The 23677-nt window shown below is 73.1% G+C and carries 22 protein-coding genes; 10 read left to right on the forward strand and 12 right to left on the reverse strand.

The window, feature by feature from the left end:
• Nucleotides 1–24 precede the first annotated feature (24 nt).
• The 7 genes from OP04_RS42670 to OP04_RS42700 all read left to right on the forward strand — a co-directional run bounded on the left by OP04_RS42670 (nucleotide 25) and on the right by OP04_RS42700 (nucleotide 4958).
• Nucleotides 25–816, forward strand: a complete 792-nt coding sequence (locus tag OP04_RS42670; RefSeq protein ID WP_033345731.1) for an ABC transporter ATP-binding protein — start codon at nucleotides 25–27, stop codon at nucleotides 814–816.
• The gene (locus OP04_RS42675) at nucleotides 813–1649 is read left to right on the forward strand and encodes an ABC transporter permease (protein ID WP_085067222.1); all 837 of its coding nucleotides are present in this window, start codon (nucleotides 813–815) and stop codon (nucleotides 1647–1649) included. Before OP04_RS42670 ends, OP04_RS42675 begins: the two co-directional genes overlap by 4 nt.
• Nucleotides 1646–2776 (forward strand): ABC transporter substrate-binding protein, encoded by a 1131-nt coding sequence (locus tag OP04_RS42680; RefSeq protein WP_033345732.1) that lies wholly within the window; start codon nucleotides 1646–1648, stop codon nucleotides 2774–2776. The genes OP04_RS42675 and OP04_RS42680 overlap by 4 nt, the downstream gene beginning before the upstream one ends.
• A 139-nt stretch (nucleotides 2777–2915) precedes the next feature.
• Complete coding sequence (locus tag OP04_RS42685) at nucleotides 2916–3404, forward strand: cysteine dioxygenase (protein ID WP_051799928.1); 489 nt, start codon at nucleotides 2916–2918, stop codon at nucleotides 3402–3404.
• Complete coding sequence (locus OP04_RS42690) at nucleotides 3401–3886, forward strand: rhodanese-like domain-containing protein (protein WP_232323947.1); 486 nt, start codon at nucleotides 3401–3403, stop codon at nucleotides 3884–3886. The genes OP04_RS42685 and OP04_RS42690 overlap by 4 nt, the downstream gene beginning before the upstream one ends.
• A 33-nt stretch (nucleotides 3887–3919) precedes the next feature.
• Complete coding sequence (locus OP04_RS42695) at nucleotides 3920–4474, forward strand: winged helix-turn-helix domain-containing protein (protein ID WP_033345734.1); 555 nt, start codon at nucleotides 3920–3922, stop codon at nucleotides 4472–4474.
• Nucleotides 4475–4544: 70 nt separating this feature from the next.
• Nucleotides 4545–4958, forward strand: a complete 414-nt coding sequence (locus OP04_RS42700; protein WP_033345735.1) for a hypothetical protein — start codon at nucleotides 4545–4547, stop codon at nucleotides 4956–4958.
• Between the two features lie 4 nt (nucleotides 4959–4962).
• Here OP04_RS42700 and OP04_RS42705 read toward each other — a convergent pair whose 3' ends face one another.
• Complete coding sequence (locus OP04_RS42705) at nucleotides 4963–6960, reverse strand: PhoX family protein (RefSeq protein WP_033345736.1); 1998 nt, start codon at nucleotides 6958–6960, stop codon at nucleotides 4963–4965.
• 149 nt (nucleotides 6961–7109) lie between these two features.
• On the opposite strand from OP04_RS42705, the gene OP04_RS42710 reads away from it, so the two are divergent.
• Together OP04_RS42710 and OP04_RS42715 are read left to right on the forward strand one after the other, a co-directional pair.
• Nucleotides 7110–7721, forward strand: a complete 612-nt coding sequence (locus OP04_RS42710; protein ID WP_033345737.1) for a nucleoside/nucleotide kinase family protein — start codon at nucleotides 7110–7112, stop codon at nucleotides 7719–7721.
• Between the two features lie 144 nt (nucleotides 7722–7865).
• Nucleotides 7866–8276, forward strand: a complete 411-nt coding sequence (locus OP04_RS42715) for a TraR/DksA family transcriptional regulator (RefSeq protein ID WP_033345738.1) — start codon at nucleotides 7866–7868, stop codon at nucleotides 8274–8276.
• Between the two features lie 63 nt (nucleotides 8277–8339).
• Here the strand turns inward: OP04_RS42715 and OP04_RS42720 are convergent, their stop codons facing one another.
• The 3 genes from OP04_RS42720 to OP04_RS42730 form a co-directional block, all read right to left on the reverse strand.
• The gene (locus tag OP04_RS42720; protein WP_232323948.1) at nucleotides 8340–9314 is read right to left on the reverse strand and encodes a DHH family phosphoesterase; all 975 of its coding nucleotides are present in this window, start codon (nucleotides 9312–9314) and stop codon (nucleotides 8340–8342) included.
• Nucleotides 9315–9352: 38 nt separating this feature from the next.
• Entirely contained in the window at nucleotides 9353–10840 is a 1488-nt protein-coding gene (locus tag OP04_RS42725) for an ATP-binding protein (RefSeq protein ID WP_198154178.1), read from the reverse strand.
• A 72-nt stretch (nucleotides 10841–10912) separates the two neighbouring features.
• Nucleotides 10913–11920, reverse strand: a complete 1008-nt coding sequence (locus OP04_RS42730; protein WP_033345739.1) for a LacI family DNA-binding transcriptional regulator — start codon at nucleotides 11918–11920, stop codon at nucleotides 10913–10915.
• A 56-nt stretch (nucleotides 11921–11976) separates the two neighbouring features.
• Between OP04_RS42730 and OP04_RS42735 the strand changes: the two genes are divergently transcribed.
• Nucleotides 11977–13374 carry a GH1 family beta-glucosidase gene (locus OP04_RS42735; RefSeq protein ID WP_051799930.1) on the forward strand — a complete coding sequence of 466 codons (1398 nt, stop codon included), beginning with the start codon at nucleotides 11977–11979 and terminating at the stop codon, nucleotides 13372–13374.
• Between the two features lie 21 nt (nucleotides 13375–13395).
• On the opposite strand, the gene OP04_RS42740 is transcribed toward OP04_RS42735, so the two are convergent.
• From OP04_RS42740 to OP04_RS42775, 8 genes are all read right to left on the reverse strand, one after another.
• On the reverse strand, nucleotides 13396–16341 hold the full coding sequence (locus tag OP04_RS42740; RefSeq protein WP_033345740.1) for a TIR domain-containing protein: 2946 nt from the start codon (nucleotides 16339–16341) through the stop codon (nucleotides 13396–13398).
• A gap of 63 nt (nucleotides 16342–16404) precedes the next feature.
• Complete coding sequence (gene mmuM / locus OP04_RS42745) at nucleotides 16405–17289, reverse strand: homocysteine S-methyltransferase (RefSeq protein WP_051799931.1); 885 nt, start codon at nucleotides 17287–17289, stop codon at nucleotides 16405–16407.
• 107 nt (nucleotides 17290–17396) lie between these two features.
• A complete protein-coding gene (locus tag OP04_RS42750; protein ID WP_157241107.1) occupies nucleotides 17397–18047 on the reverse strand; it encodes a hypothetical protein in 651 nt (216 codons plus the stop codon).
• Nucleotides 18047–20899 (reverse strand): FtsK/SpoIIIE domain-containing protein, encoded by a 2853-nt coding sequence (locus OP04_RS42755; protein ID WP_033345742.1) that lies wholly within the window; start codon nucleotides 20897–20899, stop codon nucleotides 18047–18049. The genes OP04_RS42750 and OP04_RS42755 overlap by 1 nt, the downstream gene beginning before the upstream one ends.
• Nucleotides 20892–21884: a hypothetical protein gene (locus tag OP04_RS42760; RefSeq protein ID WP_033345743.1), complete on the reverse strand. Its 993-nt coding sequence runs from the start codon at nucleotides 21882–21884 to the stop codon at nucleotides 20892–20894. The genes OP04_RS42755 and OP04_RS42760 overlap by 8 nt, the downstream gene beginning before the upstream one ends.
• A gap of 9 nt (nucleotides 21885–21893) precedes the next feature.
• A complete protein-coding gene (locus OP04_RS42765) occupies nucleotides 21894–22154 on the reverse strand; it encodes a hypothetical protein (RefSeq protein ID WP_033345744.1) in 261 nt (86 codons plus the stop codon).
• A gap of 156 nt (nucleotides 22155–22310) precedes the next feature.
• On the reverse strand, nucleotides 22311–22673 hold the full coding sequence (locus tag OP04_RS42770) for an NTP pyrophosphohydrolase (RefSeq protein ID WP_033345745.1): 363 nt from the start codon (nucleotides 22671–22673) through the stop codon (nucleotides 22311–22313).
• An 8-nt stretch (nucleotides 22674–22681) separates the two neighbouring features.
• The gene (locus OP04_RS42775) at nucleotides 22682–23665 is read right to left on the reverse strand and encodes a LysR family transcriptional regulator (RefSeq protein ID WP_033345746.1); all 984 of its coding nucleotides are present in this window, start codon (nucleotides 23663–23665) and stop codon (nucleotides 22682–22684) included.
• Nucleotides 23666–23677: the final 12 nt, after the last annotated feature.

The following is a 23677-nucleotide window of genomic DNA, read 5'->3' on the forward strand; positions in this document are numbered from 1 at the left end:
CCTTCGCCCCCCGGAGGAACATCGATGACCGCACCCGCCGTGGAGCTGACCGGCGTCAACAAGATCTTCAACCAGGGCCGTCCCGGTGAGGTCACCGCGCTGACCGGCGTGGACCTGACCATCGCGCGCGGCGAGTTCATCGCGCTGATCGGCCCGTCCGGCTGCGGCAAGTCCACGCTGCTGCGCCTGGTCGCGGACCTGATCGCGCCGAGCTCCGGCACGGTCACGGTGGCCGGCAAACCGGCCCGGAAGGCGCGGCTCGACCAGGAGTACGGCATCGCGTTCCAGCAGGCCGGCCTGTTCGAGTGGCGGACCGTGCGCCGCAACGTGGAGCTGCCGCTGGAGCTGCGCGGCCAGGGCCGCAGGGAGCGCCGGGCCCGCGCCGAGGAGATGCTGGAGCTGGTCGGGCTGGCCGACTTCGCGCGGCACTACCCGGCGCAGCTGTCCGGCGGCATGCAGCAGCGCGTCGCGATCGCCCGCGCGCTCGCGGTGCACCCGCCGCTGCTGCTGATGGACGAGCCGTTCGGCGCGCTGGACGAGATGACGCGGGAACGCCTGCAGGACGAGCTGCTGCGCATCTGCGGCACGACCGGCACCAGCACGATCTTCGTCACGCACTCCATCCCGGAGGCGGTCTACCTGGCCGACCGCGTGGTGGTGATGAGCCCGCGTCCCGGCAGGATCACCGGCATCGTGCCGATCGACCTGGGCGAGCGCACCGAGACCACCCGCCAGTCGCCCGGCTTCTTCACCGGGATCACCAAGGTCCGCGCCGCGCTGCGCGGCACCGAGGCGGCGGTCGGGGCCGAGCGATGAGCGTGCTGGTCGATCGCACCGTGGCGGCCGACCCGGCCGGGCCGGCGCGCGGACGGAGTCGTACCGCTGAAGGCTTCAAAGGTCTTGCTCTTGTGGTCCTTCCCCCGGTGGTCGTGGCAGTGGCCGGACTGGGGGCGTGGGAAGCGATCGTGACCGTGGGGCGGGTGGCGCCGTTCGTGCTGCCCGCGCCGTCCGCGATCTGGGAGCAGTTCACGCTGAGTCTGGACACGATCATCAGGACCGGGACCGCCAGCGGTACGAACGCGCTGGTCGGGCTGGTGCTGGGCACGATCGTGGCGCTGCTGGCGGCGATGGCGGCCGGCCGGTTCCGCTTCCTCGCCGAGGTGTCCGTGCCGGTCGCGGCCGCGCTCAACGCGCTGCCGATCATCGCGCTGGCCCCGATCCTGAACAACATGTTCTCGGCCACCAGCAACATCCCGCGCCGGCTGGTGGTCGCGATCGTGGTGTTCTTCCCCGTCTTCATCAATGCGCTGCGCGGGCTGCGCGAGGTCGACCCCACCCACCGGGACCTGATGGACAGCTACGCCGCCGGCGGCTGGACGTTCACCCGGCTGGTCAGGTTGCCCGGCGCGCTGCCGTTCGTCTTCACGGGTCTTCGTCAGGCGTCCTCCCTGGCGGTGATCGCGGCGGTGGTCAGCGAGTACTTCGGCGGTCTGCAGGACGGCCTGGGCTCGCGGATCACCTCGGCGGCGGCCAACACGGCTTATCCGAGAGCGTGGGCGTTCGTGCTCGGCGCGTGCGTGCTCGGACTCGTCTTCTACCTGATCGCGCTGCTGCTGGAGCGCGTGGCTACCCCCTGGAGGACACGATGAGACTTCGATCGATGATGGCGGTGCTGCTGGCCGCGGGCGTGGCGCTGACCGGCTGCGGCACGGCGGACCAGGCCGCGGCCCCGACCGCGAGCGGCGGACTGACGCCGGTCAAGCTGCAGCTGCAGTGGTTCGTGCAGGCGCAGTTCGGCGGGTTCCTGGCCGCGGTGGACCAGGGGTTCTACCGCGAGCAGGGGCTCGACGTGACGATCCTGGAGGGCGGCGTCGACATCGTGCCGCAGACCGTGCTCGCGCAGGGCCAGGCCGACTACGCGGTGGCCTGGGTGCCGAAGGCGCTGGCCTCGCGCGAGCAGGGCGCCGGGATCACCCAGGTGGCGCAGGTCTTCCAGAAGTCCGGGACGTACCAGGTGTCGTTCGCGTCGTCCGGGATTGCCTCGCCGGCCGATCTGCGCGGGAAGAAGGTCGGCAACTGGGGGTTCGGCAACGAGTTCGAGCTGTTCGCGGCCATGACCAAGGCCGGGCTGGACCCGGGCAGGGACGTGACGCTGGTGCAGCAGCAGTTCGACATGCAGGCGCTGCTCTCCGGCGACATCGACGCGGCCCAGGCGATGAGCTACAACGAGTACGCGCAGCTGCTGGAGGCGGTCAACCCGGCCACCGGGAAGCTCTACCAGCCGTCCGACTTCACCGTGCTGGACTGGAACACGGTCGGGACCGCGATGCTCCAGGACGCGATCTGGGCGAATTCGGACAAGCTCGCCGACCCGACATACCAGGACACCACGGTCAAATTCCTCGCCGGTACGCTCAAGGGCTGGGCGTTCTGCCGGGACAACGCGTCGACGTGCCGGGACATCGTGGTGGCGAAGGGGTCGAAGCTCGGCGCCGGCCACCAGCTGTGGCAGATGAACGAGGTCAACAAGCTGATCTGGCCGTCCGCGTCCAGCGCCGGGCTGATCGACGAGGCCGCCTGGAAGGCCACGGTCGACCTGGCGAGGACCACGAAGAACCAGGACGGCCAGACCGTGCTCACCAAACAGCCGGAAGGTGAGGCATTCACCAACGACTTCGTCCGGAAAGCGCTGGACTCGCTGACCGCGGCCGGCACGGACGTGAAGGGCGCCGGATTCGCCCCGGCCACGGTTACCCTCTCGGAGGGTGGCGCCTGATTCACCGGCGGTGAGAGGCGTCCGGCGGTGTGCCGGGCGCCTCTTTTTCTTTGGGCGTGTATCCCTATCAAACCTATAGGGTTTATCGGCTAGACTCTGGTTGCTTCGGTTGTTCCGACGAGTTCTGAGGACCTCAACGATGAGCGCACTTGATCTTGAAGCGCCCGGCCGTGTGGGCCGGCTGCAGGACATCGCGCGGCGGGTCGCCGCCGATCCCGCGTCCTGGGGCGCCGCTCCGCGGTTCAACGCCGCCTCGCGGTGGTACTCGCGGTTGTTCGCCGCCGAGGACCACGAGGCGTGGCTGCTCACCTGGCTGCCGGGCCAGTCCACCGACCTCCACGACCACGGCGGCTCCGCCGGCACGTTCGTGGTGGTCTCCGGCACGCTGACCGAGGAGACCGTGCACGCGGGTGCCTCCGGCAGTGCCGTTCTCCGCGCGGACTCGTTCCGGGCGGGCGACGCCCGGCCGTTCGGCTCCCAGCACGTGCACCGCATCGTGAACACCTCGTCCGCGCCCGCGGTCAGCCTGCACGTCTACGGCCCGGCGCTCACCCAGATAACCCGCTACCGGCTGCGGGACGGCGCGCTGCGCGTGCTGGAGATCGACCGCGCGGGGGTGGCCTGGTGATCACGCCCTGGAACAGCTCCGTGCTCGGCTCGTGTCCGGCCCACCACACCCCGCCGGCCGGGGCCCGCGGCATCACCGAGGTGCTGGAGAACGCGCGCCGCACGCTCCGCCGGCTGGAGCCGGAGGCGGCCCACCTGGCCGTGCACGCGGGCGCGATGCTGGTCGACATCCGGCCCGCCGCCCAGCGCGCGGCCACCGGCGAGATCCCCGGCGCGCTGATCATCGAGCGCAACGTGCTCGAGTGGCGCCTCGACCCGCGCTCCGACGCGCGCCTGCCGTTCGCCGACCGGTACGACCTGCCGGTGATCGTCTTCTGCCAGGAGGGCTACACGTCCTCGCTGGCCGCCGCCGCGCTCCAGGAGCTCGGCCTGCACCTGGCCACCGACCTCACCGGCGGTTTCCGCGCCTGGCGGATGGCCGGCCTGCCCGCGTTCCCGCCCGCCAACGCCCCCCGCCTTCAACCCAGCTATCAGCCTGCCTGACGTCCTCGCAGGTCGTTTCTCGTAGGAGGAGACATGTCGGTCATCGCTCTCGCCCCCCGTCACCAGCGGCCCGCCGCCGGTCCCGGCCGCGCCACCACCCCCGGCGCCCGCCGTCCGGCCGTGACCGTCACGCTCTCCATCCCGCTGGGCGCGGGTGACAACACGCGCCTCCTGGAGGTGATCCGGGAGCTGGCCGCGCTGGGCGAGGGGAAGGTGTCCGTGGCCGACCTCGCCGAGGTCGCCCCGGTCGCCGAGCCGGAGCTGCTGCGCGTCGTGCCGGACGCCTCGGGCCTCACCGTCTACGCCGGCTCCCGGACCGTCTTCATCGGCCGCGAGCCGCTCAGCCTCACCCGCCTCGAGTTCGACCTGCTGCACTTCTTCGCGAACAACCCCCGCCGCGTGTTCAGCCGCATGCAGCTGCTCTCCGCGGTCTGGGGCTACGAGCACGCCGGCGTGCGCACGGTCGACGTGCACGTGCGCCGCCTGCGGATGAAGCTCGGCGTCGAGACCCCGCTGATCACCACCGTCTACGGCGTGGGCTACCGCCTCGCCGACGACGCCGCGGTGACCATCCGCACGGAGGGCTGACCGCCCCGGCTTGACCTCGGATAGTCGAGATATCCATAATCGGATAGCTCAACTATCCGAGAGGCGTGCCATGAATCCGATCTCGCTCATCGTCACCGGCGTCACCGTGCTCACCGTGGTCTCGATCGCGTTCGGCGGCACGTTCGTGCTGCGCGTGGTCACCGGCGGCCAGCCCGCGAACGACCTGCAGAAGTCGTTCTTCCGCGCCGGCCACGCCCACGCGGGCGTCCTGGTCACGCTCGGCCTGGTCTGCGCGCTGCTGCTCGCCGCGGGCGACGTGCCGGGCCCGTGGGCCTACGCCTACCTCGGCGTGCTCACCGCCGCGATCCTCATCCCGGCCGGCTTCTTCCTCAGCGTCCTCGGCCGCGACCCGCAGCGCCCCGGCCGCCTCATCGCGCTGCTCTGGGCCGGGGCCGCCGTCCTCGCGCTGAGCCTGCTCGCGGTCGGCCTGGCGCTGCTGATCACCGGCGTCCGGGCGCTGTGAGCGCTCAGCTGCCCACCCGGCCGCCGTCCGGGCGCCAGGTCACCGTGACCGCCGGTTTGGCGAAGTCGCCGTCCGGCCAGCGGGACGCGGGGTCGTCCAGCGTCGCGCCGTCGATCTCGCCCGGGTGCTGCACCGCGACGAAGACGGACCGGCCGTCGCCGGTGATGAACGGCCCGCACGTCTCCGCGCCCGGCGGCACGGTGAGGAACTGTTTGAGGTGGCCGCGCTCCGGCCCCTCGATCGCGGTGGCGAACAGGCCGTCGTTGCTGCCCAGCGCGTTGCCGTCGGTGGCGAGCCAGAGGTTCCCGGCACCGTCGAACGCGACGTTGTCCGGGCAGGAGATCGGCGACACCGCGGACTTGTCGTACCCGGCGAAGTACGTGGCCGGGTCGTCCGGGTCGCCGCAGACGATCGGCAGTGACCAGGTGAACGACGTGCCGGTGTGGTCGCCGCCGTCCTCGGTGATCTCCAGGACCTGGCCGTGCCGGTTCTCCCGCCGCGGGTTCGCCTCGTCCACGCCAGGGTTCGCGCCGACGGCCCGGTTGCTGTTGTTGGTCAGGGCCGCGTAGATCTTCCCGGTGCGCGGGCTGGGCTGCACGTCCTCCGGCCGGTCCATCCTGGTCGCGCCGACCGCGTCACCGGCCTGCCGGGTGAACGTCAGCACCTCCTCGACCGTCATGCCGGGCACATGCGAGCGGCCGCCGGACGCCAGCCGGACCCACTCGCCGGTGCCGTCGAACGCGCCGTCCGAGGGCAGCGTGCCGGTGCCGTCGATCTCGGCGGCCGGGCTGTCGCCGCGCAGCCGCGCCACGTAGAGCGTGCCGGCGGCGAGCAGCGTCAGGTTGTGCCGCCGGTCGCCGGGCCGGTAGCGGCCGTCCGAGACGAACTTGTAGAGGTACTCGAAGCGCTCGTCGTCACCCATGTACGCGGCCACGTTGCCCCGCCGGGAGACGATCACGTTCGCGCCCTCGTGCTTGAACCGGCCCATCGCGGTGTGCTTGCGCGGCACGCTCGCCGGGTCGTGCGGGTCGACCTCGACGATCCACCCGAACCGGTGCGCCTCGTGCGGGTGCCGGGCCAGGTCGAAGCGCTCCTGCGCCCGCTCCCACCGGCGGGAGCCGGCCGGGTAGCGGGTGCTGACCGTGACGCCGTACCGGGCCAGGCGCGGTTTGAGCTGCTCCGGGGCCTGGTCGCCGCCGACGAAGTACTGGTTGAAGTTCTCCTCGCCGGACAGCACGGTGCCCCAGGGTGTGACGCCGCCCGCGCAGTTGTTGAGCGTGCCGATCGCGGTCCGGCCGGCCGGGTCCGCGGCCGTGCGCAGCCAGGGGGAGCCGGCCACCGGCCCGTCGAACCGGAACGGGGTGGACAGCATGGTGAACCGCCGGTTGTACGGCAGCCGCCGGCCCCGGACCGGCCGCCACCGCCCGGACCTCCCGGCGCGCTCGATCTCCACCACCGCCATGCCGTGCGCCGCCATCGCCACCTCGACCTGGGTGACCGTCATCGCGTCGAGCGTGGTGAAGCCGGGGAACATCAGCTCCTCGTTGGTGTACTCGTGGTTGACCACCAGCAGTGCCCGGTCGCGGCCCAGCGGCAGTACGCCGATGAAGTCGTTGTTGAAGCCGAACTGCCGCTCCTGCCGCTGCGGGGTCTGCCGGTGCGGGTCGAACACGGGCGCGCCGGGCAGGATCGGGTCGCCCCAGCGGATGACCACGGCATTGTCGTACCCGTCCGGGACCAGCACCCGGTCCAGCACGTTCGGCGGTACCGGGGTGAAGGTGAGCGCTCCGGTCGGCGGTCCGGCCGCCGCGGGGGCGCCGACGCTCAGCACCAGCGCGCCGGCGGCCCCGGCCCGGAGCAGCCCGCGGCGGGTGATCTCGCCGAAGTAGGGGTTGCCGGAGCCGTTCGGCGCCGCGTGCGCGCATGCGTTCCCGCAGCGGTATCGGCAGGTCATCGGGTCGCGCCCGCCGGGGTGACGGCCGATGATGGGCAGACCGGACATCGGTGGACCTCCTGTTCCGGCGCCGCGGCAAGCCGTGACGCACGTCGATGCCTGACCGTGGCAGCCTAACCCCCGGCGCGTCGCCCCTAAGGGAAAAGTCGGGGCTGCGGCACAGGTAATCATCAGGTTCGGTTGGCAGGATCGACCGCATGATGATCCGGCCGATCTCCCCGGCGAAGCTGGTGGAGGAGCTCGCGGACCGGCTGGCGGCGGACCAGCCGGGCGCACGCCTGCGGGTCGCCGTGGACGGTGCGGCGTCGGCCGGGCCGGGTGAGCTGGCAGCGGCGCTGGTCGATCCGCTGCGGGTGCGCGGCCGGGCGGCCCTGCACGTGCCCGCGAGCGGATTCCTGCGGCCGGCGTCGCTGCGGTACGAGTTCGGCCGGCAGAATCCCGACTCGTTCTACGAGGGCTGGCTGGACGAGCCCGGGTTGTCGCGCGAGGTGCTGCAGTCCGATCGGGTGCTGCCCTCGCTGTGGGACCCGGTGGCCGACCGGGCCACCCGCGCGCCCTACCAGGAGCTGCCCGCCGACGGGATCGTGCTGGTCAGCGGCCAGTTCCTGCTCGGTGGGACGCTGTCGTTCGACGTGGCCGTGCACCTGACCCAGTCGGCGGCGGCACTCGCACGGCGTACCCCCGACAGTGATCTGTGGACGGTCCCGGCCTTCGCTCGTTATGACGACGAGGTCGCGCCCGCCACGTTCGCGGACGTCGTTGTCCGAATGGATGATCCCCGGCACCCCGCTCTGGTCGAATATGCGTGATCTTTTACCGGGAGTTCCGGTTTGGAGGACGATTACGCGGGGTACCTGGCCGACCTCACGACAGCGACGGCATGCGGGCTCCTCGTGCGGGGGACTAAGGCCGAGGCGATTACCGACCCGAAGAAGAAGGCAAGAGGGGGGACCATGCTCGTCAACAGCGTCATGACCGGTGGCACGAAGACCGCGCGCCCGGAGCACGAGACCGACCAGATCCGGATGAGTCTCCAGGAGCGTTTCGAGGAGCTCACCGCGGAGTACGACACCGCGCTCGCGGACAGCCAGGCGCTGCGCCTGAGCGAGATCGACGACGCGGCCGGCGACGACAGCGCGGACAGCGGCACCAAGGTCGCCGAGCGGGAGGCCGCCTCGGCCCTGCTCCGTACCGTGCTGGACCGGCGCGACCAGTTCGCCCGCGCGCTGGAGTCGCTGGACGCGGGGACGTACGGCTACTGCGACTCGTGCACCAAGCCGATCCCGGTGGAGCGGCTGGCGATCTTCCCGTCCGCCACCACGTGTGTCGCCTGCAAGAGCAACCGCGAGCGTCGCGCGTTCTGACCGGTTCAACGCAGCGGGAAGGCCCCGGGGTTACGACCCCGGGGCCTTAAAAATTGCGCGAGCTCAGGCGCTGACGTGCCGCGGCGCGCTGCACGCGGTGACGATCTCCTTGAGCACCCGCTCCGACTCCTCGTGCGGGACCTGGCAGGTGCCGGCCGCGAGGTGACCGCCGCCGCCGTAGCCGAGGCAGATCGCGCCCACGTCCACCGGCGAGCTGCGGTCGACGATCGACTTGCCGACCGCGAACACGGTGTTGAGCTTCTGCCGGCCCCAGATCACGTGCACGGAGACGCGCGCCTCCGGGTACAGCGCGTAGACCATGAACCGGTTGCCCGCGTGGATGATCTCCTCGTCGCGCAGGTCCACCACGACCACGTCGTTGGTGATCGTGCAGACCCGCTTCAGCTGCGCCACGAACAGTTCGGACTGGTCGCGGTAGAGCTGCACGCGCTCGGCCACGTCCGGCAGCGCGAGGATCTGCTCGACGTCCTGGTGGTGAAGGCAGGCGTCGATCAGCTGCATCATCAGCTGATAGTTGGAGATCCGGAAGTTCTGGAACCGGCCGAGCCCGGTGCGGCTGTCCATCAGGTAGTTGAGCAGCGTCCAGCCGGTCGGGCGGAGGATCTCCTCCACGCTGTACGCGGCCGAGTCCGCCTTGTCGACCGCGTCCATCAGGTCGAACGACAGGTCCGGGAAGCGCGCCACGCCGCCGTAGTAGTCGTAGACCACGCGCGCGGCCGAGGGGGCGCTCGCGTCGATCACGTGGTTCTCCGGTTTGCCGCCGACCCGGATCGTCTCGGAGTGGTGGTGGTCGAAGACCAGGTGTGCCTGCGGCGCGTACGGCAGGTTCGTCAGGATGTCCGTCGGCCGGATGTCCACGACGCCGTCCTGCACGTCCTTCGGGTGCACGAAGAGCACATCGTCGATCATGTCGAGCCGGCGCAGCAGCACCGCGCAGACCAGCCCGTCGAAGTCGCTCCGGGTCACCAGCCGATGCTTCACGTGGGTCGCCTCCGGGCCGCTCGCAGTATTCACCACGCGTCCTATCGTCCCGTTCGCACGCGGCCTGAGGGCTTTTATGACCTTTCCGGGCCCTGGTACAGGTCGGCGGCGCCGATGAGGACGACGCTGTCGTCCCGGGCCGCCGTCTCGATCAGCTCGTCGGTGAACCCGGCCGCGCTGAAGCAGGCCAGCCTGGCGGTGATGGCGCCGTGCCGCCCCTGGGCGGCGAGCAGCGTGCGGATCCGGCGGAGGCGCTCGACGTGCCCGAGTCCCATCCGCTCTCCCCACTTGGCCTCGCCGATCGCGAGCAGCGGCCGCCGGTCGTCATCGTCGAGGCCGAACGTCACCAGGTCGACCTCGTGCGTGGTCATGCCGGACCGGTCGTGGACCGTGCCGGCGCCGACCACGTTGGCATAGTCGCCGAACAACTCGGGTGGCGCCATGTGCCGGACCCAGTCGCGGCAGACCTGCTCGAAGTGCGGCCCGAGCACGTTGCCGAGGAACCGCCGCTGGCTGCGCTGCCACAGCCGGGTGGCGTCGCGGGTGTGCTCGAGGTCGGACCAGATCGGTCGCATCACCGCGTGGTAGAACGTCATCAGCGGCTCCGCGATGCGGAACGAGGTCCGGTTGGCGCGGAACGCGTCCGGCTCCCGGAGGATCAGCCCGCTGTCCTCCAGCACCGTGAGCGGGTGGGCCAGATCGCCGGACTTGCGCCCGAGGTAGGACGCGATGCCGCCCCGCTGCGTGTTCCCGCCCGCGATCGCCGCGAGCACGGAGTGGTAGAGCGACGTGTTCTGCATGTCCGGCTCGTCGGCCAGCAGGTAACGCGCCTCGCGGAACAGCGCGCTGGCGGGGGAGAGCACGGTGCGCAGCACCCAGTCGTCGAAGTCGTCCGGCCCGGCCGGGATGTCGTCGCGGGCGAACTCCCGCCGGTACGCCGGGGTGCCGCCGACGACCGCGTTGACCTTGAGGGCGGTGACCGGGTCGTCCACGCCCCAGAACTCGGCCGCGAGCCGGTGGTCGAGCGTGTGCACGACCAGCTCCAGCCCGGCCCGGCCGCGCAACGGCGCGTTGCCGCTCAGCAGCCGCCCCATGAACGACATCGCGGAGCCGCAGAGCAGCAGCGCGGTCCGGCTGTCGTCGCGCTCCGGGCGCAGCGGCGCGAACGCGTTCTGGATGATCGAGGGCAGTTGCGGATTGGCCCTGACCAGGTAGGGGAATTCGTCGATGACGACCGGTATCCGGCGCTCACGGCCCAGCGCGAGCAGCGCGTCGATCGCCGCGTGCCAGGTGTCGAACGTGAACGGCGCGGGCGCGCCCGTGTGTTCGGCGAGGGTGACGCCGAGCCGGTTCAGCGATTCACGATCGGCGGCCTCGTCGGCGCTGAAGTAGAAGCCGCCGGTCGCGGCGCAGAGCGCGCGCAGCAGATAGGTCTTGCCCTGCCGTCGCCGGCCGGAGACGATCCCGAGCGTGGCGCCGGCGCCCGGGTCGGTGGCGAACGACGCAAGCGCGCGCCACTCCCGCTCCCGATCGAACATGCCTGGTGGCTTCGTCACCGTCATGGCGTCCTCCCGGTTGCATGACTCGACCTATCATAACTGGAGTTATGATAGGTCGAGTCATGCGCGCACCGCTCAGGCGGTGCCGCGGCGGACCAGCGAGGTGGGCAGGATGATCGGGGACGGCGGGGGAGCGTCCTCCGGGGCCTGGATCATGGCGATCAGGGCCTCGGCGGCGGCGGTGCCGAAACCGGCGCGGTCCTGGGAGATCGTGGTGAGGCCGGGCGGGATGAGCGCGGCCAGCTCGATGTCGTCGAAGCCGACGATGGACACGTGCGCCGGGACGCGCAGGCCCGCCTCGGTCGCGGCCTGCATCGCGCCGACCGCCATCTCGTCACCGGCGGCGAAGACCGCGGTCGGTGGCGTGTCGAGCAGCAGCAGGTCACGCATCGCGTTCCGGCCGCTGTCGAGGTAGAAGTCGCCCTGCGCCACGTACTCCGCCGGCAGCGGGACGCCGCGCGCGGCCAGCTCCGCGCGGAACCCGTCCAGCCGGTCCGCGCCAGGGCCGGTGCGCGCCGGGCCGGTGATCGTGGCGATCCGCCGGTGACCGCGGGCGAGCAGGTAGGAGACGGCCTCGCGGGCGCCGCCGTGGTTGTCGGACGTGACGTAGGTGCAGCGGGGGCCGGTCAGTGGCAGGTCCAGCGCCACGCACGGGATGCCGGCCTCGGCCAGGCCGAGCACGGCCGGGTCGCGGCTGCCGTTGTCGATGAGCACCACGCCGTCCAGGTTGTGCCGCTGGATCGACCGCAGGTGCCGGTCCGGGCCGTCCGCGCCGGTGGCCAGCAGCAGCAGGTGCAGGCCGTGTGCGGAGAGCGCGGTCTTCAGCGCGACCAGGATCTCCTGCAGGAACGGGTGCCGCCAGCCGCTGCGCCGGTGGTCTATGTCCCAGACCAGGCCGATCGTGTTCGACTTCTTGGTGGCGAGCGTGCGGGCGGACTCGTTCGGCAGGTAGCCGATCTCCGCGGCCGCGGCCTCGACCTTCTGCCGGGTGGCCTGGCTGACCACCTCGGGCGTGTTGAAGACGCGCGAGACCGTGGCCACCGAGACGCCGCAGTGCCGGGCCAGTTCGCGGATCGTCGCCATTACGCCACCTCAGACGGGGGTATGTAACCGGTTTCAGGCAGCGTACCATCGTGGCCATGAGTCTGATCGAGATAGACGAGCGTGAAAAGCCGAAGCTGCCGGAGGTGCCGGCCGGCTTCGTCTGGGGCACCGCCACCGCCGCCTACCAGATCGAGGGCGGGGCCGCGGAGGACGGCCGCGGGCCCTCGATCTGGGACACGTTCACCCGCGTCCCGGGCGCGATCGCGGACGGCAGCAGCGGCGACGTGGCCTGCGACCACTACCACCGCTGGGCCGAGGACGTGGCGCTGCTCGGCGAGCTGGGCGCGGACGCGTACCGTTTCTCGATCTCCTGGTCCCGGATCCTCCCCACCGGCGCGGGCACGGTCAACCAGGCCGGGCTCGACTTCTACAAGCGGCTCGCCGACGGGCTGGGCGAGCGCGGCATCCGCCCGTTCGTGACGCTCTACCACTGGGACCTGCCGCAGGCCCTGGAGGATCTCGGCGGCTGGCGGTCCCGGGACACGGCGGAGCGCTTCGCCGACTACGCCGGCGTGGTCGCGGACGCGCTCGGCGACCGGGTGCAGGACTGGATCACGCTCAACGAGCCCTACTGCTCCAGCATCACCGGGTACGCGGAGGGCCGCCACGCGCCCGGCACGCGCGAGGGCCACGGCGCGCTCGCGGCAGTGCACCACCTGCTGCTCGGTCACGGCCTCGCCACCCGGGTGCTGCGCGAGCGCCGTCCGGACGCACGTGTCGGCATCACGCTCAACCTCTCCCCGGCCGTGCCGGCCAGTGACAGCGCGGCCGACCTGGCCGCCGCGGCCCGTCAGGACCTGCTGGTCAACCGCCAGTTCACCGACCCGGTGCTGGCCGGGGCGTACCCGGCCGGGCTCACCGACCTCTACGCCGGCGTCACCGACTTCGGCTTCCGGCAGGACGGGGATCTCGCGGTCATCTCCGCGCCGCTGGACTTCCTCGGCGTCAACTACTACTACCGCATCCACGTGGCGGACGCGCCGTTCGCCTCGCCGGATCCGGCACAGCGCTCCGCGTACGACATCGGGGTCCGGACCTTCAAGCCCGAGGGCGTGCCGGTCACCGACCTGGGCTGGCCGATCGAGCCCGCGGGCCTGCGGGCCACGCTCACCGGCCTGGCCGGACGGTTCCCGCACCTGCCGCCGGTCTACGTCACCGAGAACGGGCGCGCGGAGCTGGCCCCCGGCCCGGTGCCGGACCCGGAGCGCATCGACTTCGTCGCCGCCCACCTCGCCGCGGTGCGCGAGGCGATGGACGCGGGCGTGGACGTGCGCGGCTACTTCTACTGGTCGCTGATCGACAACTTCGAGTGGGCGCGCGGCTACGGCCCCCGGTTCGGCCTGGTGCACATCGACTACCCGACCGGCGCCCGCACACCGAAGTCCAGCTTCGGCTGGCTCCGCGACGAGCTGAGGGCCCGCCGGGGCGCGTGAGCGCGGGGGAGCCGGGGCGGCTCAGTGCGCACGGGTGATGCGGCGGATCAGGCGGCGGACCGGGTCCGGCTCGGTGACCCGGAAGTCGACGACCGGCACGTCGCGCAGGAAACCCGGCAGCTCCGGCTCCTCCTTCACCGGCAGCACCACCGGCACGAACCGGACGCGGCGCGTGATGAAGTCGTTGATCATCGCGTGCTGCAGCTCGTCGTCCCACGGGCCGCCGTTCTCGCCGACCACCACGACCACCACGTCGATGCGGGCCAGCTCCGCCGGGTCCGCCTCCGGCTCCTCGTCGTGCATCCACGGCAGCAGGCCCTCGTCGAGCAACTGCTGGCGCAGGCGCTCGGCCGTGACCCGGTCCGCCGTCCGGTACGCCAGGAACACGTCGAAGTCGCCGACCGCACGCTTGCCCCGGACCGTCGCGGTCGCGGTCTCCCGGCGCCGCCGCAGGTCCGCGCTCGCGTTCATCGCGGAGACCTCCTCCGCGACCGCGGGCACCGGGCGGTCCCGGTCGCGCAGCGAGATCTGCGCCTCCGAGCAGGCCGGGCACTCCATGCCGGCGTCACCGCGGGCCAGCCGGCGGCGGGCCAGATCCTCGTCCAGCTGGTAGCCGCACTCCGGGCGCGGGCAGGTGAACACGCGGCGGCGCACCACGGTGTCCGGCAGCGCGCGCTTGGCCAGGTGGTCGGCGACGTAGTCCTCGAAGATCAGCCGGGTCTCCTCGGCCGTGCCCGGCGCGTAGCACAGCTCCAGCCGGCCGACGCCCTCCTCCGGCTCGGTCAGCCGGAACCCGCAGCGGTGACCGGCCCGGGTCACGTACGCGGCCGCGCCCCGCCACAGCTCGTGGCCGACGAACGTGGCCGCGTGCGAGAGCCGGACCGCGAGCGTGGCGTAGACGTTCTGCAGCGCGCCCTCGAAAAGGAACTCCACGTCCGTCGGGCCCAGGTCCGGCGCGTCCGGGCGGTCCCGGGTCAGCTGCGACGGGAACACCAGGTCCACGCCGCCGTCGGTCGGCTCACGCAGCGCCAGGTCGTGCTGCAGCAGCTCCTCCACCATGGCGATCAGCAGCAGCCGCTCCTCGTCCGGCAGCCGCGTCTCCTGCGGGATCGGGAACCGGCCGGCCAGCACCTCCTCCTCGGCGAGGTAGCCGAGACCCTCCGGCTGCGCGCGGGCCGCGTTGATCAGCGCGGACGCGTACGCGTCCAGCAGCTCCGGGCAGAGCAGCACGTAACCGCCGAACGTGAACCGGCGGATCAGGTCGCGGCTCTGCAGCAGGCCCACGCAGGTGTCGAACCCGGCCCGCAGCTCCGGCTCGCCCTCCAGGTGCGGGTGCCGGGCCTGGAACAGCCGGAACAGGTCGTCGGCCCGGGTCAGCGCGCGCCCGTCCGCCTTCTCGTCGATCAGGAACCGCTTGATCGTCTCGAACAGCCGGGTGGAGATCGACTGAGGTGACGCGGACCAGTTGATCGCGTTCCGGATCACGGCGGTCAGATCCTTGATGCCGCGCAGCTCGCGCGCGCTGGTCTCCGCGTACCCGTCCAGGCGCAGCTCCGCGACCAGCTCCTCGATGCGCTTGCGGCTCACCTGCGGGCCGCCGCGGTCCTCCCGCGCGGAGACCAGCAGCGTGTGCACCGGCCGGCGCCCGTGCCGCAGCGCCCGCACCCAGTAGCGCACGCCGGAGAACGGGTCCACCTCGCTGCGCGAGTCGAACACGATCAACGCGACCGCGGCCTCGGCCAGGTGCAGCTGGTGCACCAGCCGGTAGCCGGGCTGCCCGGCCAGGTCCCAGAGCAGCACCTCACGCGTCTCGGTGCCGCCGTCCGGCAGCGTCACGGTCTGCTCGCTGAAGCGCCACACCTGCCGGCCGTGCGTCGAGTCGGTCGCCCGGTACGTCTGCCCGGACAGCACCAGCCCCAGCCCGGACTTGCCGACGCCGGTGTCGCCGAGCAGCACCACCTTCGCGTTGCGGTAGCGCGACGAGTCCTGCCGGGGCGCGTCGTAGAGCCGCTCCACATCGCACTCCAGCAGGTGCAGCCGCCGGTTGCGGTGGCTGCGGAACGCCAGCAGCGGCCGCGCCGGGTGGAACGCCAGCCCCTCGGACGGCTCCTCACCGCCGCCGTGCAGATCCAGCACGGCCAGGCACTCCATCGAGTCGGTACGCCACAGCCGCAGCTCCCCGTCCTCGGACTCGGACGCGAGCAGCCCGCCGTCCGCGGAGACCGCGAGCCCGGTCACCGGCGCGGTGTGCCCCTCGGCGCGCATGGTCAGCGTGCCGGTCCGGATGTCGTGGATGCCGATCGCCGCGTCCATCGCCAGGCAGACCTCGACGCCGTTCGGCATCCAGGCCATCGCCGCGATCCGCCCGGCGCGGACCACCTGCTGGCCGCTGCCGTCCAGCAGGAGCAGCTCGCCCGGCCCCTCGTGGTGGCGGGTCAGCAGCTCCCGTGTCGGCCGCGGCGACCAGGCGAGCCCCTCGGTGTGCGCGGAGACCCGGAACGACCGGCGCTTGCGCCCGTTCGCGCTGTCCACCATGGTCACGGCACCGCCGGCGGTCACCGCGACCTGCCGGCCGTCCGGCGAGATGGTGACCGCGTGATGCACGTCCCGGTCCGGCAGCGGCAGGTCCCAGCGCTCCCGGTTCGTCCGCACGTCCAGCATGATCACCCGGCCGGAGCTGACCACGGCCATCTCACGCTCCGCGGTCGGCGACCAGTGGTAGGCGCGCAGCAGCGTCTGCCGGCCGACCGGGCGCTCGGCCACGTGCGACTCCGGGCCGAGCGTGGCCGGCACCAGCCACAGGCACAGGCCGAGATCCTGGCCGATCGCGGACAGCAGCCGCCCGTCGCAGGACCAGCCCAGCCGGGACCACTCGCGGTACTGCAGATCCCGCACCGTGTGCAGGGCCAGCCCGGACTCCGGTTCCGGCGGGAGCGCGTCGACGGGAAGGCGGCGGAAGGTGGCCACCCACGCAGCGTATGAGCCGCTGTCACCCCCGGGATGCCCGCTGTTCGGCCGACCCCGTTCCGGCTACCGCCGTCCGGCCAGCGCCGTTGCCATCGCGCGGATCCGGTCCGGGCCCACGCGGCAGCAGCCGCCGACCAGCGCGGCACCGTGGGCGAACGCGAGCGTGTCCACCGTGGCCGGACCGGTCCAGGCGCGGGCGGTCGCGTCCCAGTCCTCGCCGCTGTTCGGGTAGACGACCACGGGCTTGCCGCCGCTCGCCTCGCGCGCGATCGGCACGGCCGCGGCCGCGTCGGCCGGATCGCAGCAGTTGACGCCCACCGCCACGATCTCATCGACGTCTCTGACCAGCGCGAACGCCTCCGCGAGCGGCTGGCCCGCCCGGGTGCGGTCGCCGCCGATCGTGAACGACAGCCAGGCCGGCACGCCCAGCTCCCGGACCAGGCCGATCAGCGCCTCCGCCTCCACCGTGTCCGGGACGGTCTCCAGCGCGAACACGTCGCCGCCCGCGTCCCGCAGGGCCTCCAGGCGCGGGCGGTGGAACGCGGACAGCTCACGCACGCTCAGCCCGTAGCCGCCGCGGTACTCGGAGCCGTCCGCGAGCATCGCGCCGTACGGGCCGATCGACACCGCGACCCCGCCGGTGCCGCCCTCCGCGTCGATCGCGTCCCGGGCCAGCCGGACGCTGCGCCGCATCAGCGCCGTGGCCTCGGCCGCCCCGATCCCGGCCCGCGCGAAACCGGGGAACGTCGCCTGGTAGCTCGCGGTCGTCACCACCCGCGCGCCGGCCCGCAGGTAGGCCCGGTGTGCCGCGACGATCGCGTCCGGGTCGTCGCGCAGCAGCCGGGCGGACCACAACGCGCCGGACAGGTCCGCGCCCGCGGCCTCCAGCTGCGTGGCGAGGCCGCCGTCCAGCACGACCGGCCCGTCGGAGAAGATCAACGGCATCATGCCCGCGACGGTACGCCCCGGCGCTCCGGAACCGACGGCCGCGCGCAGCGGTTCTGGGACCGCGGCCGTGCTCAGACGTTCCGGACCACGCGCGCCGGCGGTCGTGCTCAGACGTTCTGGACCACGATCGCCAGCCCGGCCGTGACCAGCGCGGAGATCACCAGCGCGGAGACGGAGCCGGCCTCCAGCACCGCGCCCCGGCGGTCCGCGTAGACCTTCGCGGCCAGCAGCGCCACGATCGGCCCGAGTGCCAGCGTGAGCAGCAGCGCCAGCACGGGCAGCACCACCGCGAGATCGCCGCCGACCGAGCGCCCGGCCGCGCGCACGCCGAACCCGGCCAGCCCGGCCAGCAGCCCGCCGAGCACGCCGAACATCACCATGACCCGGCGGGTCTGCGCGGACAGCTCGGGCAGCCGGCCGGAGCGGGCCATCTGCACGCGCGCCTCCATCAGCCACTCGTCGGCGTCGCGCGGGTCCTCGTCCGGCGGCATCAGCGGCGTGGGCGCGGACGAGACCCGGCCGGCCCGCGCGCGGACGTCCTCCCACAGGCCGTAGACGCGCATGTCGATGTCGTCCGCGTGCCGGTTCGCGTCGCGCAGCCGTTGGGCGCAGGCGACCGCCCGCTGCTGCGCCTCGCGGTGCTTGGCCTCGGCGTTGGCGACGGTCCGCTCGTACCACTGGCGTGCCTCGGCCCGGTGCGCGTCGACCTCCGCGCCGATGCCGGCCAGGCTGCGGATCAGCTCGCGGTACTCGGACATCACGCCCATCCGTACGGGATGATCGCCTCGGCGACGCGGTGGACGGCACGGTCGAAGAACAGCCCGCGCCACGGTCGTGGATACCAGCCGGGCCCGCGCCCGTCCGGGTAGAACTGGGCCAGCTCGCTGCCGTGCACGTCCAGCGCGACCCAGGAGCCGATCGCGTCCGTGCGCGACCCGACCCCGCCGAGGTCGTCGCGCAGCCGTCCGGGCTGCCGCCACCAGCCGAGCACGTGCGTGTGGTGCTCCGGGCCGGCGGTGAGGATGCGGCGCAGGTCGTCGAGGCCGGTCGGGGCCGTCGCGCTGTCCGCGGACTTCACCGTGCCCGCATGCGCGTTGACCGGCGGGATGATGCTGCTGCGCCGCTGCTGCGCCGGGGCGGTGCTGAGGCCGCGGGCCAGCCGGGGCGTGACCGCGTCCACCGCGTACAGCAGCAGGAAGTGGGGTTCGTCGCCCTGGTCCTCCAGGCCGGCCGCGGTGGCGCGCAGCAGCGCGGTCACGTTGTCCGCGTGGTAGACCACGGTGCGGTCCGGCGGGAGCACGCCGTGCAGCGCGTCCACGGCCAGCGCGGCGGACGCGTCCAGGCAGGCGACGGAGAACCGCGCGCCGCCGTCCGGGTACTGCGCCGCGAGCGAGCGGGCGGCCGCGTTCAGCACCGCGCAGGCCTCGTCCGGGCGGGTGCCGACCACGGCCAGGTTCCGGCCGGGCGCGCGGTCGAGCGCCAGGCGCGCGGACCGGGCCTGCACGTCGATCGCCTCGCCCAGCAGCGCGACCGGTCCGGCGGCGGCCCAGCGGCGGCCGGCCGGGTCCGCGCCGGGGGCGAGCGCGGTGAAGTCCGGCGCCGCGTCCAGCCGGGGGATGGCGTCGCCGTCGAACAGCCGCGGCGGCAGTGAGCCCTCGGGCCGGGTGGTCCACAGCTCGCGCTGCAGCGACCCCCACGCGTCCCGGTCGCCGGCCGGTGGCACGCGGAGGATCTGGTTGGCCTCGGGCGCGCCGGAGTCCGGGTTCACGATCGCGTGGTGGCGGGGGAGCGTGTCCGCGGCGGTGTTCTGCTCGGGAAGGACCTTGCGCGCCTTGGGAAGCGCGATCCGCAGCGAGAACTGGGCGACCAGCGACGGCCGCCCCCACAGCGCCTCGATGCCGGACACGTCCTGGCTGGCCAGGATCAGGTGGATGCCCTGCGAGCGGCCGCGCCGGGCCAGGTCGTCGAGCAGGTTCACCGACTCGGTGACCACCGCGTCGCGGCCGTTGAGCAGCACCTGGAACTCGTCGATCACGGCGACGATGCGCGGCCAGTGGCCGTCCGGGTTCTCCGCGCGCAGCTCGGGGAGTTTGGTCGCGTCGAACGCCTTGGCCGCGTCCGCGCGCCGGCGCAGCTCCTCGCCGAGGAACCGCAGCAGCGCCAGGCCGAACTCGCGGTCCGTGTTGACGTTGACGCCGACCAGGCGCACGTGCGGCAGCCAGCTCGGGTCGCGGCGGCCGGGCGCGAACCGGGCGAAGGACACGCCCTCCTTGAAGTCGAGCAGGTAGAACTCCAGCTCGGCGGGGGAGTAGCGGGCGGAGAGCGCGCCCATCCAGGCGTAGATCAGGTTCGTCTTGCCGGTGCCGGACGGGCCCGCGATCAGCGCGTGCGGTGGGTAGTCGGACAGCGTGACCGGGACCGGGCGGCCCTGCGCGTCCTCGCCGACCGGCGCGATCAGCCCTTCGGCGGACGACTCGCGCCAGAACCCGTCCGGCAGCAGGTCGGCGAAGCGGACCGGGGCCGGGCCCTCGGCGGCGCGGCGGGCCAGCGCCGCGGACGTCTCGGTGACCAGCCGGGCCGGGGGCGGCGGGTCCAGCACCACGGGCAGCCCGCCGAGGCCGCCGACCCGGACGCGGCCGCTCGCGCCGGTCCGGATCGTCTCCACGGACGGTCCGGACGGCATCGGCAGGCCGCGCACGATCAGGTGCACGTTGCAGGCCACGCCGGTGCGCGCGATGCGTTCCAGCTGGTCGCGCTCGTGCGGGGTCAGCTCGTCCTTGCGGCCGGCGCCGAGCAGCACCGCGATCCGCCACGGCTCCGGGCGGCGGCCCTCGGCCTCGGCGAGCTCGCGCAGCGACGTGTGCGCGCCGGCCAGCACCTTCTCGTTGATCCGGCGGATGTGGTCGACCAGGCCGTCCAGCAGCTGCGACAGGCCGCCGGGGCCGACGAACGTGAGCAGGCCCGCGTTGGCCAGCGGCGCGAAGCCGGCCAGGCCGCCGCCGAGCTGCTCCGGGTCGTACCCGGTGATGTGCACCTGGCCCGGTGCGGCGCTGCCGAGCGCGCGCAGCAGCAGCGTGGTGACCACCCGGTCGCCGGTCTCCGCGTAGCCCGTGCCCGCGTCGCCGCCGGGCTCGCCGGGTCCTATCTGCCGTCCCGCCTCCGGGCTGTCCGCCGCGGGCAGCGTGGACAGGTGCACGTGCGCACGATCCAAAAGAGGCACCAGCGCGGGTACGGGCCGGTTGCGCGCGATCCGCACCGCGCCGATCCGCAGCTCCGGCGCGGTGGCCCTCCGGTCGGCCGGCGTCGGTTTCCACTCGTCCCACGGCAGCCCGGCCGCGCCCGGGGCCTCGCGCTCGCCCGCGTCCGCGGCGGCCCGGGTGAGCGAGGTCAGCTTCGCGGCGTAGAGCTCGTCGATCTCGGCCAGCCGCGCGTCGCGCTGCCGGGCGGCCCGGACCGGCACCTCGCCCGCGACCTTGTCCAGCCGGTCCAGCCGGGACTCGGCCTGGTCCAGCTCGTGCTCCGCGTCGGCGAGCTCGCCGCGGGCGCGGCCGAGCGCGTAGGACAGCGTCCGGCGGACCTGGTCGGCGAAGGTGGCCCGCGAGTCAGGCATCGGCGTCCCGGTACGTCGGCACGGTCTCCGGCGCGGTCGCCTGCAGCGAGCCGGGGTCCCGGCCGAGCCGCTTCAGCAGCACGCCGGTGAGGACCGCGCCGGCCACGGCCGCGTCCGCGGGGTGGTCGCGCTCGGCCTCGTTGCGCCGGCGGCCGTCCTCGGACGGCTCCTCCTCGCGCTCCTTCTTCTCCTTGACGGACTTGCGCTGCTCCGGGGGCACCCGGCAGATGCGTTCCGCGAGCACGTCGAGCGTGGCCGGGGGCAGGCCGGGCAGCAGTTCGCGCAGCTGCTCGGTCTCCTTGCGGACCCGGGGCAGATCCTCCGGGCGGGGTTCGTGGCCGAGCAGGTCGGCGCTGAGCCGGTGCAGCAGCGCCGGGGTGAGCGCGGCCAGGCCCAGCCCGACCGGCGGTTCCACCTCGCCGAGCTCGCGGCGCATCCGGCCGGGGCTGTCGGAGCCGACGGACGCGGCGATGCGGCGCATCAGGTCCGCGCTGTCGACGGCCGCGTCCCGGTCGTGCTTGTCGCGCTCGCCGGGCGTGGCCTTCCCGGGGCCGCCGACCGCGCCGGCGGACTCGTCGGCGGAGGCCTCGCCGCCGGTGAGCACGGTGACGCGCGCCTTCCACCAGCGGCCGAGCGGTGCCGCGGCCGGGGTCTTCGGCTCCTCGGGCCGGTCGCGCTCCTCGAACGCGACCGCGTCCCGCCAGCTGCCGTCCGCGCCGCGGGTGGCGTCGTGACTCATGCCGATCGCGGTGAGGTATTCGGCGATGGCGTCCTGGGCGCTGCGCAGCGCGAACGCGGCGTGTTCGGCGTGCTCGGTGGCGTTGGCCAGCTGTGGCACGCCCATCGGCTGGGAGGAGGCCTGGCGGACCCAGACCAGCAGCTCGGAGGCGACCCGCAGGCGCTCCAGCGCGGCGAGGACCAGCCCGACCGGAAGCTCGTCGTTGGTGGCGCGGATGCGCGCGCCCAGCTCCTCGAGAAGCGACATGGCTTCGCTCTACAGCGTCGCGGTGTAGGTCTGTGCCTGTTCCACCGCGGCGAGCGTGGCGGTGTAGCAGTTCTCCAGGTCCACGGTGGCCTGCTGCAACGACGCGTACGCCGCCTGCGTGGCCTGGTGGCCGGACCCGTCCCAGGCTGCCGCCAGACTCATCTGCGCCTCCGAGAGCTTCTCGTTGGCCGCGCTGATCGCCACTTGGGACTCGGTCACCTGCTGGACCGCTGCGTCGATGGCGGCGCGAACCTCAGCGACACTGGCCACTCGACGACCCCTCTCAGATGCTGAGGAAGATCCTATACGGACCTCACCCCTGAGGCACCGCTGTGGGTCTCAAGGAGACGTCCGTGCTGGCGCGACTCTGCGTCAAACTCACAGTAACCACTGGTCACCGCGAATAACCATTCGTGGTTCTTTCACTCATCGCACCGCGCGTGGCCCGAGCACGCGCGCGCCCAGCGCGGTGACGCGTGCGCGCAGGCCGCGGTCGGCGGTCACGACCACGACGTCCGGGTCGGCGGCGTCGCGGACGAGATCCACGATGGTGTCGTCGCCGGAGCCGGGCGCGTCCACCACGGACACCTCGGGCGCGGCGCCGATGCCCTTCGCCCTGCCCTCCACCACGAGCACCACGGACAGCGGCGGCGGCAGGCCGGGCAGCCCGTCCGCGGCCAGCGGGCGCAGCCGGTCGCGCAGCCGTCCGGCGGCACCGGCGCGGTCCCGCCACCACCCGTCCGGCACCGAGCCGACCACGTTCGCCCCGTCCACCACCAGCAGCGTCATGCGGTCGATTAGATAGCGAGCAGGTGGTCGCCGGCGCGCTGCACGCCGAGCCGGGGCTTGCCGGCCACCCATTCCAGATAGCGCGTGTTCCGGCCGACCGACTCGCGGTACGACTCCGTCGCGTGCTCCACCACCCGGTGGGCGAACGCGGCCGCGGTGCTCTCCGGGTGCCAGCCGACCAGGTGCCGCCAGCGCAGCGGCGTGCCGGCCAGCGGCACCGTGACCAGGCCCGGCGTGGGGCGGAACGTGGGCTGGCAGATGCCGATCGCGGCGCCGGACTCCACCATGTCGATCGCGGCCCGCACGTCGATCTCGAAGACCTGGCGCGGCGTGAACCCGGCGCGCGCGCAGGCGGCCGCGAAACAGTCCGCGAAACAGCCGTCGCCGGGCGCGGCCACCCAGTTGTCGTCCGCGAGGTCGGCCAGCGCCACCTCGTCGGCGCCGGCGGCGCGGTGGTCCTCCGGCAGCATCACGCAGACGCCGTCGACCGCGACCGCCTCCCAGGCCAGCCCGAACTCGGCGGACGGCGCGGAGTCGCCGCACATGCCGATCAGCGCGAAGTCGAGCCGCCCGCCGGCCAGCTTCTCGTAGAGTTCGTCGCGCAGCCAGGTGGAGTACGTCGTGATCTGCGCCTGGGGCTGATCCTCGGCGAGCCGGCGCAGCAGCCCGCCCACGATCGGGCCCATTGTCGAACCGATTCGATATCGGGTGAGCGCGCTGCCGTTGCCGGCGAGTCGCGCGGCCTCGTCCTGCAGGCCCTTCATCGCCGGCAGCAGCACCCGCGCGCGGGCCAGCACCAGCTCGCCGAGCGCGGTGGGCCGGGCCCCGCGCCGGTCGCGGTCGAAGAGCGGGCCGCCGAGCGCCCGCTCGATGCGCTGCAGCTGCGCCGTCAGCGCCGGCTGGGCGAGCCCCAAGGTCGAGGCCGCCTTTGTGACACTCCCCGTTTCCGCAATCGTGCAGACCACCTTGAGATGCCGCAGCTCCAGGTTCATAGCGTGACGGTA

Origin of the sequence: Catenuloplanes japonicus (genome assembly GCF_000717135.1) — a bacterium.
Taxonomy (GTDB): domain Bacteria; phylum Actinomycetota; class Actinomycetes; order Mycobacteriales; family Micromonosporaceae; genus Catenuloplanes; species Catenuloplanes japonicus.

Coding starts and splice junctions, on each gene's coding strand:
- OP04_RS42770 (WP_033345745.1), bottom strand. CDS start 22,673: ATGACGCTGCTGGTGGTGGACGGGGCGAACGTGGTCGGCTCGGTGCCG.
- OP04_RS42760 (WP_033345743.1), bottom strand. CDS start 21,884: ATGTCGCTTCTCGAGGAGCTGGGCGCGCGCATCCGCGCCACCAACGAC.
- OP04_RS42715 (WP_033345738.1), top strand. CDS start 7,866: ATGCTCGTCAACAGCGTCATGACCGGTGGCACGAAGACCGCGCGCCCG.
- OP04_RS42670 (WP_033345731.1), top strand. CDS start 25: ATGACCGCACCCGCCGTGGAGCTGACCGGCGTCAACAAGATCTTCAAC.
- OP04_RS42710 (WP_033345737.1), top strand. CDS start 7,110: ATGATGATCCGGCCGATCTCCCCGGCGAAGCTGGTGGAGGAGCTCGCG.
- OP04_RS42695 (WP_033345734.1), top strand. CDS start 3,920: ATGTCGGTCATCGCTCTCGCCCCCCGTCACCAGCGGCCCGCCGCCGGT.
- OP04_RS42680 (WP_033345732.1), top strand. CDS start 1,646: ATGAGACTTCGATCGATGATGGCGGTGCTGCTGGCCGCGGGCGTGGCG.
- OP04_RS42750 (WP_157241107.1), bottom strand. CDS start 18,047: ATGTCCGAGTACCGCGAGCTGATCCGCAGCCTGGCCGGCATCGGCGCG.
- OP04_RS42700 (WP_033345735.1), top strand. CDS start 4,545: ATGAATCCGATCTCGCTCATCGTCACCGGCGTCACCGTGCTCACCGTG.
- OP04_RS42725 (WP_198154178.1), bottom strand. CDS start 10,840: ATGACGGTGACGAAGCCACCAGGCATGTTCGATCGGGAGCGGGAGTGG.
- OP04_RS42705 (WP_033345736.1), bottom strand. CDS start 6,960: ATGTCCGGTCTGCCCATCATCGGCCGTCACCCCGGCGGGCGCGACCCG.
- mmuM (WP_051799931.1), bottom strand. CDS start 17,289: ATGATGCCGTTGATCTTCTCCGACGGGCCGGTCGTGCTGGACGGCGGC.
- OP04_RS42775 (WP_033345746.1), bottom strand. CDS start 23,665: ATGAACCTGGAGCTGCGGCATCTCAAGGTGGTCTGCACGATTGCGGAA.
- OP04_RS42755 (WP_033345742.1), bottom strand. CDS start 20,899: ATGCCTGACTCGCGGGCCACCTTCGCCGACCAGGTCCGCCGGACGCTG.
- OP04_RS42675 (WP_085067222.1), top strand. CDS start 813: ATGAGCGTGCTGGTCGATCGCACCGTGGCGGCCGACCCGGCCGGGCCG.
- OP04_RS42685 (WP_051799928.1), top strand. CDS start 2,916: ATGAGCGCACTTGATCTTGAAGCGCCCGGCCGTGTGGGCCGGCTGCAG.
- OP04_RS42730 (WP_033345739.1), bottom strand. CDS start 11,920: ATGGCGACGATCCGCGAACTGGCCCGGCACTGCGGCGTCTCGGTGGCC.
- OP04_RS42735 (WP_051799930.1), top strand. CDS start 11,977: ATGAGTCTGATCGAGATAGACGAGCGTGAAAAGCCGAAGCTGCCGGAG.